This window comes from Streptomyces sp. SID14478 (assembly GCF_010548525.1).
Classification (GTDB): domain Bacteria; phylum Actinomycetota; class Actinomycetes; order Streptomycetales; family Streptomycetaceae; genus Streptomyces.
Genome location: NZ_JAAGMG010000253.1, coordinates 1 through 10346 on the forward strand (window position 1 = coordinate 1; position 10346 = coordinate 10346).

Here is a 10346-nt window from a genome sequence, read left to right on the forward strand (position 1 = left end):
TCGGTGCCGACCTCGCGGGCGACGCGGGTGACCTCGTCGGCGAAGGCGGAGAGCTGGTCGACCATCGTGTTGATCGTCGACTTCAGTTCGAGGATCTCGCCCTGCGCGTCGACGGTGATCTTCTGGCTCAGGTCGCCGTTGGCCACGGCCGTGGTGACCTGGGCGATGTTGCGCACCTGTGAAGTCAGGTTCGACGCCATGAAGTTGACGTTGTCGGTGAGGTCCTTCCAGACCCCGGAGACGCCGCGGACCTGGGCGCGGCCGCCGAGCTGGCCCTCGGTGCCGACCTCGCGGGCGACGCGGGTGACCTCGTCGGCGAAGGCGGAGAGCTGGTCGACCATCGTGTTCACGGTCAGCTTCAGTTCGAGCAGTTCGCCCGTCGCCTCGATCGTGACCGTACGCGTCAGGTCACCGCGCGCCACCGCCGTCGTCACGAGCGCGATGTCCCGCACCTGTGCGGTCAGGCGCGACGCCATCGTGTTGACCGCTTCCGTCACGTCCCGCCAACTGCCCGAAAGGCCCTGCGCCTTGGCGCGGCCACCGAGCCGGCCTTCGGTGCCGACCTCGCGGGCGACCCGCGTCACCTCACCGGTGAACAGGGACAGCTGGTCCACCATCTTGTTGACCGCACGGCCCAACCGCCGCAGATCTCCCCGCAGTTGACGGTTCCCGTCGTGCAGGTCGACGCGCTGGGTGAGGTCACCGCCCGCCACCGCGTCGAGCACCCGGGTGGCGTTGGCCGCCGGGGCCACCAGCGCCCCGATGATGGTGTTGACGTCGGCGACGCGGGTCGCCCACGCGCCCTGCCCCGGGCTCGCCTCCATCCGCTCGTCGAGCCGGCCGTGCCGGACGATCTCCCGGCGCACGCGGGTGAGTTCGCCGTTGTAGTGGACGCTGCGGTCGATGAGCTGGTTGAAGACCGCCGCGAGCTCACCCACCATGCCCTCCCCGCCGTCGGGGAGGCGCGTGAAGTTGCCGTCGCGGGCTGCCGAGATCGCGGCGAGCAGCGGTCGCAGATCGGGCGGACGGATGACCTCGCCCTCGAGACCGTTCGTATGCACACGCATAGCATTGTTCTCACTCATGACGGCCCACTTCGGTAACTCGGTGCTTATGGGCGAGGTCAGTCTGTCACTCTGTTCCTGTCGCCTGAGGCGTCTTTGCCCGAACTGCTCAGGAGCCGAACGTGGGGTCCATTCCTCTTCAGCGGGAGACCACCTTCAGCGCCACGAATATGCCGGACCACCCGCACGGAGGCCCGAACGTGGTGCGTACGTCGCTGCCCGGGAACCCGCTCGCACCCGCGGCCGCCCGCCGTTTCCTGCGGGCCGCGTTCGCCGACTGGACCGAGCAGGAACTTCCGCAGGCCGCGGCCCTGGGCGACCGGCTCGCCGACGACGCCGTCGTGGTCCTGAGCGAACTCGTCACCAACGCCGTCGTGCACGCGGGCACCAGCGTCGAGCTGCTGTGCCGGCTCGACGAGGCCACGCCCGACGGCGTCCCCGCGGCACTCGTCGTCGAGGTCACCGACCACCACCCGGCCCGCGCCGTGCGCAACGACCGCGGCAGCCGCACCCCCGAGACCCCCGAGTACGGCCGCGGCCTCCGACTCGTCGCGTCCCTGGCCGAGTCGTGGGGCGTCACCTACCGCCCCGGCACCAAGACGGTGTGGGCCCGCCTGCCCGTCGACGAGGTGGCGGCCACCCCGGCCGACCCCGGTGTGCACTCCGCGGTACGCGCCCTGGAGCGCGGCCTGCGCGCCGCCGAGCTCCTCCCGCCCGAGGCCCGCAACCCGCCGCACGACCGGGACTGGATCAACCGCGGCGCGCTGTCCTTCCTCGCCGAGGCCTCCGACCTGCTCGGCGGACAGCTCGACGAGGACATGGTCGCCGCGCTCGTCGGCCAGCTCCTCGTGCCGCGGCTCGCCGACTGGTGCGCCGTCTGGTTCTACGACGAGGAGGGCCGCGGCCTTCCGGGCACCGCCGACCACGACCTGCGCGCGGCGGGCCCGATGCCGCTGCCACGCCTCGCCCGGGTCTGGCACATGCGCGAGAGCCGCACCGAGGAGCTCCGCCGCATCCTGGAGAAGGAGCCGCCGCGGCTGCCCGAATCCGTGCGCACCGGAGCCGTCCCCGTGCCCTGGCCCTTCGAGACGCGGGGCGGCTGCGCCCCGGACGACTCGGGCGCCGCGCTCGCCTACCCGCTGTCCGCCGGCGGGCGCACCCTCGGCATCCTGCTCATCGGCCGCGCGGGGCTCCCGCGCTTCCCCGACGAGATCACCGGGCTCGTCGAGGACTTCAGCCGCCGCGTCGCGCTCGCCGTCAGCGCGGCCCGCCGCTACACCCGGCAGGCCACCATCAGCCGGATCCTCCAGCGCGGACTGCTGCCCACGGCCATCGCCGAGATCCCCGGCATGAAGAGCGCCCTCGTGTACGAGCCGAAGGAGCAGGGCGGACCGGGCGGCGACTTCTACGACGTGTTCCCCGCCGGTGACGGCCGCTGGTGCTTCGCCCTCGGCGACGTCCAGGGAAAAGGGCCCGAGGCCGCCGTCGTCATCGGCCTCGTCCGGCCCTGGCTGCGCCTGCTCGCCCGCGAGGGATACCCCGTCTCCCAGGTCCTCGACCGGCTCAACCGGCTGCTGCTCGACGACGCCACCGAGGCCGCCGACTCCGCGGCCCGCGCCCTCGCCGCCGCCGGCGGCCAGGGCATCCCGCCGGAGGGCACCAGCTCCCGGTTCCTGTCGATCCTGTACGGCGAGCTGACCCCGGCCGAGGACGGCAGCGGGGTGGTCTGCACGCTCGCCTCCGCCGGGCACCCGCTGCCGCTGCTGATGCGGCCCGGCGGCGAGATCGTCGCGGCGGCCGCCCCGCAGGTGCTGCTCGGGGTCGTCGACGACCCCGACTACACCAGCGAGACGTTCGAGATGCTGATCGGGGACACCCTGCTGTGCGTCACGGACGGGGTGACCGAGCGGCGCTGCGGGCACCGCCAGTTCGACGACGGGGACGGGCTCGCGCACGCCCTGGCCGGGTGCGCGGGCCTGACGGCGCCCTTGCTCGCCGAGCGCATCCGGCGCCTCGTGCACGCCTTCGCCGACAGCCCGCCGGACGACGATCTGGCCCTGCTGGTCCTGCAGGCGCACTGACCTTTCCGGGAGCGCTGCCGAAGGCTGGACAATGGGGGCATGCCTTCCGCCCTCCCCGATGGTGAGCCCGTGCCCGACGACGGCTCGCTGCCCGCCTCCGCCCTCCCGTCTCCCACCACCGCCGTCGACGGGGACCCTTCGGGCCGCTTCTACGACGCGTACGACGCGGCCTCGCGTCCGCTCGGCTTCTACCTGCACGTCCCGTACTGCGCCACGCGCTGCGGGTACTGCGACTTCAACACGTACACGGCGACCGAGCTCGTCGGTTCCGGCGGTGTGCTCGCCTCCCGGGACAACTACGCGGACACCCTGACCGACGAGGTGCGCCTCGCCCGCAAGGTGCTCGGGGACGACCCGCGGCCGGTGCGGACCGTGTTCGTCGGCGGCGGGACGCCGACGCTGCTGCCCGCCGCCGACCTCGTACGGATGCTGGGGGCGATCCGCGACGAGTTCGGGCTCGCGGACGACGCCGAGGTGACCACCGAGGCGAACCCGGAGTCGGTCGACCCGGCCTACCTGGCCGAACTGCGGGCCGGCGGCTTCAACCGGATCTCGTTCGGGATGCAGAGCGCGCGGCAGCACGTCCTGAAGGTCCTCGACCGCACGCACACCCCCGGGCGGCCCGAGGCGTGCGTGGCCGAGGCGCGGGCGGCCGGCTTCCAGCACGTGAACCTCGACCTCATCTACGGCACCCCGGGGGAGAGCGACGACGACTGGCGGGCCTCGCTCGACGCGGCGCTCGGCGCCGGGCCCGACCACGTGTCGGCGTACGCACTGATCGTCGAGGAGGGCACGCAGCTCGCCCGGCGGATCCGCCGGGGCGAGGTGCCGATGACCGACGACGACGTGCACGCGGACCGGTACCTGATCGCGGAGGAGCGGCTGTCGGCGGCCGGCTTCGACTGGTACGAGGTGTCGAACTGGGCGACGTCCGACGCCGGGCGCTGCCTGCACAACGAGCTGTACTGGCGCGGCGCCGACTGGTGGGGCGCGGGCCCCGGGGCGCACTCGCACGTGGGCGGGGTGCGCTGGTGGAACGTGAAGCACCCGGGTGCGTACGCGGCGGCGCTCGCGGGCGGGAGGTCGCCGGGCGCCGGACGCGAGGTGCTCGCCGACGAGGACCGGCGGGTCGAGCGGATCCTCCTCGAACTGCGGCTCCGGGAGGGCTGCCCCCTGTCGTTGCTGAAGCCCGACGGGCTCGCGGCCGCGCGCACGGCGCTGGCGAACGGGCTGCTGGAGGCGGACCCGTTCGCCGAGGGGCGCGCCGTGCTGACCCTGCGGGGACGGCTCCTCGCCGACGGCGTCGTGCGCGACCTGGTCGACTGACGGCGGGCCCTCACCTCAGGAGCTACTCCGGCGGAGCCGTGACGAAGTCGATCAACTCTTCGACCCTGCCCAGGAGTTCGGGCTCCAGGTCCTTGTACGTGCGGACCCGGCTCAGGATGTGCTGCCAGGCCTCGCCCGTGTTCGCCACGCGCCAGCCGAGCGCCCGGCACACGCCGGTCTTCCAGTCCTGGCCGCGCGGGACCCGGGGCCAGGCCTCGATGCCCACCGCCGACGGCTTCACGGCTTCCCAGATGTCGATGTAGGGGTGGCCCACGACCAGCGCGTGCCCGCTGGTGACGGACTGGGCGATGCGCCATTCCTTCGAACCCGGCACCAGGTGGTCGACCAGCACGCCGAGGCGGGCGTCCGGCCCCGGTGCGAAGTCGGCGACGATCGCCGGGAGGTCGTCGACGCCCTCCAGGAACTCGACGGCCACGCCCTCGATGCGCAGGTCGTCGCCCCAGACCCGCTCGATGAGTTCGGCGTCGTGCTTGCCCTCCACGTAGATGCGGCCGGCCCGGGCCACGCGGGCGCGGGCCCCCGGGACCGCGACCGAGCCGGACGCGGTGCGCGTGGGCCGGGCGGGCCCGCCCGCGGAGGCACGTACGAGCGTGACGACCTTGCCCTCCAGCAGGAAACCGCGCGGCTCCATCGGGAACACGCGGTGCTTGCCGAAGCGGTCCTCCAGGGTCACCGTCGGGCCCTGCGCCGACTTCTCGACGCGGACGACGGCCCCGCAGAAGCCCGTGGAGACCTCCTCGACGACGAGATCGAGTGCGGCCGGGACCTCGGGGACGGGTTTGTTCCGCTTCCAGGGAGGGGTCAGGTCGGCCGAATACCGACGGCTCTGCGGGCCCGACGGGCCCTCGGGGGAGGGGCGGTGGCGGGAGATGGGGGGGACCATTCGGCCGACGATAGGACGAGCGCGCAGGTCCCGGCTACGACACGCCGGAGCGGGACGCCAGTGTGGCGCGCTGCGCACGGACAAAGTCCGCATTCACCACGGAACCGTGGCCCGGGACGTAGTGCGCGTCCTCGCCGCCCAGCGCGAGGAGCCGGTCGAGCGCCGCCGGCCAGTGCCGGGGAGCCGCGTCCGGTCCCGCCTGGGGTTCGCCCGACTCCTCCACGAGGTCGCCGCAGAAGACGATCTCCGGCCGCGGAGGGACGCCCGGCACGAGGACGGCCAGGTCGTGGCCGCTGTGCGCCGGGCCCACGTTCGCGAGCAGCACCTGCAGGCCGCCGCCCAGGTCGAGGGTCCACTCGCCGCAGACCCGGTGGTGCGGGGAGACGAGGACGTCGGTCGCCGCGGCGGCCGCCTCCGGGTCCAGGCCGTGGCGCACGGCGTCGGCGCGCAGCCCCTCGGCGCCCGTCGCGAACACGGCGTCGATGCCCACGGCGCCGTACACCTCCACGCCCGCGAACGCCGCCGTGCCCAGCACGTGGTCGAAGTGCGGGTGGGTGAGCGCGACGTGTGTCACCCGACCGTGTGCACCCAGGAGGCGACGGGTGTCCGCGCGCAGCCGGGCGCCTTCACGGAGTGAGGATCCCGTGTCGATCAGCAGGGCCGCGCCGTCGCCCACGACGAGCCCGGCCGTGCAGTCCCAGTCGGGCAGCCGGACACGTCCCACGTACGGCGCGAGTCTTTCCCAGCCTGCCGATTCCCAGTCGATGACCGCCGTGCTGTTCATGGCTCCGACGGTAGGGCCTGTCCGGCGGAACCAGAGCGCGGCTCGGGCGGCCGCGCCGTTTGTGTGCAGATGTGCGTGCCCGACCCCGCGTCCGCGACGGGATCCGCCGGGCAGGCCCCGACGGCCTTGCCCGGGTCGCACCCACCGGCCGTACACTGACCCGGGGACGACTGGCACTCGCGCGCAGCGAGTGCCAAACGAAAGAGATCGACGACCGCAGAGCCAGTAGTCAGTAGTGGGAGGTGTGCGCCGTGCTCAGTGAACGCAGACTCGAAGTGTTGCGCGCCATCGTCCAGGACTACGTCGGCACCGAGGAGCCGGTCGGCTCCAAGGCGTTGACCGAGCGGCACCGCCTGGGCGTCTCCCCGGCGACCGTGCGCAACGACATGGCCGCCCTGGAGGACGAGGGGTTCATCGCCCAGCCGCACACCAGTGCCGGGCGCATCCCCACCGACAAGGGGTACCGCCTCTTCGTCGACAAGCTCACGAACGTGAAGCCGATGACCGCGCCGGAGCGGCGCGCCGTCCAGAACTTCCTGGAGGGCGCCGTCGATCTGGACGACGTCGTCGGTCGGACCGTGCGGCTGCTCGCGCAGCTGACGCGGCAGGTGGCGATCGTCCAGTACCCGTCCCTGACCAGGTCCACCGTGCGCCACGTCGAGCTGCTCTCGCTGGCGCCCGCCCGTCTGATGCTCGTGCTCATCACGGACACCGGACGCGTGGAGCAGCGGATGATCGACTGCCCGGCGCCGTTCGGCGAATCGTCCCTGGCGGATCTGCGGGCCCGGCTCAACAGCCGTGTCGCGGGCCGCCGGTTCGCCGACGTACCGCAGCTGGTGCAGGACCTGCCGGAGGCCTTCGAAGCGGAGGACCGCGGCACGGTCGCGACGGTGCTCTCCACTCTCCTGGAGACGCTCGTCGAGGAGTCCGAGGAACGGCTGATGATCGGCGGAACGGCCAATCTCACCCGCTTCGGACATGACTTTCCCCTCACTATCCGTCCCGTCCTCGAAGCCCTTGAGGAGCAGGTCGTGCTCCTCAAGTTGCTGGGAGAGGTGGGGGATTCGGGCATGGCCGTACGCATCGGTCACGAGAACGCCCACGAGGGACTCAACTCCACGTCCGTCGTGTCGGTCGGCTACGGTTCGGGCGGCGAGGCAGTAGCCAAGCTCGGCGTCGTCGGACCGACACGCATGGATTACCCGGGAACGATGGGAGCAGTACGCGCAGTGGCACGTTACGTCGGACAGATCCTGGCGGAGTCGTAAGTGGCCACGGACTACTACGCCGTACTCGGCGTGCGCCGCGACGCTTCCCAGGACGAGATCAAGAAGGCCTTTCGCAGGCTGGCCCGTGAGCTTCACCCGGACGTGAATCCGGACCCGAAGACTCAGGAGCGGTTCAAGGAGATCAACGCCGCCTACGAGGTGCTCTCCGACCCGCAGAAGAAGCAGGTCTACGACCTGGGGGGCGACCCCCTGTCGCAGTCCGGCGGAGGCGGGGCCGGCGGCTTCGGCGCCGGCGGGTTCGGGAACTTCTCGGACATCATGGACGCGTTCTTCGGTACGGCGTCGCAGCGTGGACCCCGGTCCCGTACGCGCCGCGGCCAGGACGCCATGATCCGCCTGGAGGTCGAGCTCGACGAGGCGGCCTTCGGTACCACCAAGGACATACAGGTCGACACGGCCGTCGTCTGTTCCACCTGCAGCGGCGAGGGTGCCGCTCCGGGGACGTCGGCCCAGACCTGCGACATGTGCCGCGGCCGCGGCGAGGTCTCGCAGGTCACGCGGTCCTTCCTCGGCCAGGTCATGACCTCACGGCCCTGCCCGCAGTGCCAGGGCTTCGGCACCGTCGTGCCGACCCCGTGCCCGGAGTGCGCCGGCGACGGCCGCATCCGGTCCCGGCGCACGCTGACGGTGAAGATCCCGGCCGGTGTCGACAACGGCACGCGGATCCAGCTCGCGGGCGAGGGCGAGGTCGGCCCCGGCGGCGGCCCCGCCGGTGACCTGTACGTGGAGATCCACGAGCTGCCGCACCCGACCTTCCAGCGGCGCGGCGACGACCTGCACTGCACGGTGACGATCCCGATGACCGCGGCGGCCCTCGGCACGAAGGTGCCGCTGGAGACGCTCGACGGCATGGAGGAGGTCGACATCCGGCCCGGCACCCAGTCCGGCCAGTCCGTCCCGCTGCACGGGCGCGGCGTCACGCACCTGCGCGGCGGCGGCCGGGGCGACCTCATCGTGCACGTCGAGGTCATGACGCCGCAGAAGCTCGACCCCGAGCAGGAGCGGCTGCTGCGCGAGCTCGCCGAGCTGCGCGGCGAGGAACGCCCCACCGGGCAGTTCCAGCCCGGGCAGCAAGGGCTGTTCTCGCGACTGAAGGACGCGTTCAACGGGCGGTGAGTCCGTCGGCGGAAGGGGCCCGGGGTCTGTGACCCCGGGCCCCTTCCGCATGGCCGCGCCGAGCACGCATCCGCCGATTCGGAGGTGTCCGCCATACGTGGCACGATGCGGGCATGTCCTCCGCACTGACCGATCTCTGCCCCTGTCCGATCGTGCAGGCGCCCATGGCGGGCGGCGCATCCTCCCCCGCGCTCGTGGCCGCCGTGTCCGAGGCGGGCGGGCTCGGATTCCTCGCCGCCGGGTACAAGACCGCCGACGGCATGTACCAGGAGATCAAGCAGGTGCGCGGGCTGACCGGACGGCCCTTCGGCGTCAATCTGTTCCTGCCGCAGCCCGAGTACCCGGGTGCGGTGACCGGCTCCACCGGGGCGGTGCGCGCCGCGCACCCCGTCACGGCCGCGGTCGACGTCTACCGGCACCAGCTCGCCGGTGAGGCCGCCTGGTACCAGACCTCGCTCGGTGACCCCGACAGCGGGCGCGACGACAACTACGACGCCAAGCTCGCCATCCTCGTCGAGGACCCGGTGCCGCTGGTCACCTTCACGTTCGGCTGCCCCACCCGTGAGGTGATCGCCGCGCTGCGCAACGTCGGCACCCGCACGGCCGTCACCGTGACGACCGTGGACGAGGCGCTGGCCGCGCAGTGGTCGGGCGCCGACGCCGTGTGCGTCCAGGGCATCGAGGCCGGCGGACACCAGGGCACGCACCGGGACAACCCCGAGGCCGACGGCAGCGGCATCGGACTGCTCGCCCTGATCGCGCAGGTGCGGGAGGCCGTCCAGCTGCCGGTCATCGCCGCCGGCGGCATCATGCGGGGCGCGCAGATCGCCGCCGTGCTCGCCGCCGGCGCCGAACTCGCCCAGCTGGGCACCGCGTTCCTCGTGACGCCGGAGTCGGGCGCACCCGCGCTGCACAAGCAGGCCATGACCGATCCGCTGTTCACCCGGACCGAGTTGACCCGTGCGTTCTCCGGGCGGCCCGCGCGCGGGCTCGTCAACCGGTTCCTGCGCGAGCACGGCCCGTACGCGCCCGCCGCGTACCCCGAGGTCCACCACATGACGTCGCCCGTGCGCAAGGCCGCCGCCAAGGCCGGGGACCCGCAGGCCATGGCGCTGTGGGCGGGTCAGGGGCACCGGCTCGCCCGGGAGCTGCCCGCCGGCCAGCTCGTCGAGGTGCTCGCCGCCGAACTCGCCGCCGCCACCGCCGCGCTCGGGCAGCAGGGCGCCGCGTGACCGCGCCGGTGTTCGTCGTCGAGGGCACCGTCCCCGGCGCGTGCACGTACGTACTGGACGGGCCGGAGGGGCGGCACGCCGTGTCCGTGAAGCGGCTGCGGGCCGGGGAGTCCGTCGTGCTGACGGACGGTCTCGGGGCGTGGAGCGAGGGCGTCGTCGCGGGCAGCGAGGGCAAGGACCGCCTCGTCGTCGAGGCCGGGCCGGTGCGCGTCGAGGACGAGCCGCGTCCCCGGATCACCGTCGTACAGGCGCTGCCCAAGGGCGACCGCGGCGAGCTCGCCGTCGAGACGATGACCGAGACGGGCGTCGACGCGATCGTGCCGTGGGCGGCGTCCCGGTGCATCACGCAGTGGCGGGGCGAGCGCGGGGCCAAGGCGCTCGGCAAGTGGCGGGCCACCGCCCGCGAGGCCGGCAAGCAGTCGCGCCGGGTCCGCTTCCCCGAGGTCGCGGACGCCGCGTCCACCAAGGAGGTCGCGGCGCTGCTCGCCGCCGCGGACTTCGCGGCCGTGCTGCACGAGGACCGCGAGGCGCCGAGTGAGGCGCTCGCCTC

The 10346-nt window shown here is 73.1% G+C and carries 9 protein-coding genes; 6 read left to right on the forward strand and 3 right to left on the reverse strand.

The annotated features are described in order from the left end of the window. Positions 1 to 1085 (reverse strand): HAMP domain-containing protein (locus tag G3I40_RS08790; RefSeq protein WP_164301590.1); only part of this gene is annotated, 1085 nt, incomplete at its 3' end. Positions 1086 to 1234: 149 nt separating this feature from the next. On the opposite strand from G3I40_RS08790, the gene G3I40_RS08795 reads away from it, so the two are divergent. Both G3I40_RS08795 and hemW read left to right on the forward strand, forming a co-directional pair. Next, complete coding sequence (locus G3I40_RS08795) at positions 1235 to 3145, forward strand: SpoIIE family protein phosphatase (RefSeq protein WP_164301598.1); 1911 nt, start codon at positions 1235 to 1237, stop codon at positions 3143 to 3145. A 39-nt stretch (positions 3146 to 3184) separates the two neighbouring features. Then, positions 3185 to 4471: a radical SAM family heme chaperone HemW gene (gene hemW, locus G3I40_RS08800; protein WP_164301591.1), complete on the forward strand. Its 1287-nt coding sequence runs from the start codon at positions 3185 to 3187 to the stop codon at positions 4469 to 4471. Between the two features lie 22 nt (positions 4472 to 4493). Here hemW and G3I40_RS08805 read toward each other — a convergent pair whose 3' ends face one another. Beyond that, complete coding sequence (locus G3I40_RS08805; RefSeq protein ID WP_164301592.1) at positions 4494 to 5375, reverse strand: DUF3097 domain-containing protein; 882 nt, start codon at positions 5373 to 5375, stop codon at positions 4494 to 4496. Positions 5376 to 5409: 34 nt separating this feature from the next. After that, entirely contained in the window at positions 5410 to 6159 is a 750-nt protein-coding gene (locus G3I40_RS08810; protein WP_164301593.1) for an MBL fold metallo-hydrolase, read from the reverse strand. Positions 6160 to 6410: 251 nt separating this feature from the next. Here G3I40_RS08810 and hrcA point away from each other — a divergent pair, with 251 nt between their 5' ends. The 4 genes from hrcA to G3I40_RS08830 form a co-directional block, all read left to right on the forward strand. After that, positions 6411 to 7427, forward strand: coding sequence for a heat-inducible transcriptional repressor HrcA (hrcA, locus tag G3I40_RS08815; protein WP_164301594.1), 1017 nt, complete (start codon positions 6411 to 6413; stop codon positions 7425 to 7427). Beyond that, on the forward strand, positions 7428 to 8564 hold the full coding sequence (gene dnaJ / locus G3I40_RS08820; RefSeq protein ID WP_164301595.1) for a molecular chaperone DnaJ: 1137 nt from the start codon (positions 7428 to 7430) through the stop codon (positions 8562 to 8564). A gap of 113 nt (positions 8565 to 8677) precedes the next feature. Then, the gene (locus G3I40_RS08825; protein ID WP_164301596.1) at positions 8678 to 9796 is read left to right on the forward strand and encodes a nitronate monooxygenase; all 1119 of its coding nucleotides are present in this window, start codon (positions 8678 to 8680) and stop codon (positions 9794 to 9796) included. Beyond that, a partial coding sequence (locus tag G3I40_RS08830; RefSeq protein WP_164301597.1) for a 16S rRNA (uracil(1498)-N(3))-methyltransferase occupies positions 9793 to 10346 on the forward strand: 554 nt, incomplete at its 3' end. The genes G3I40_RS08825 and G3I40_RS08830, both read left to right, overlap by 4 nt.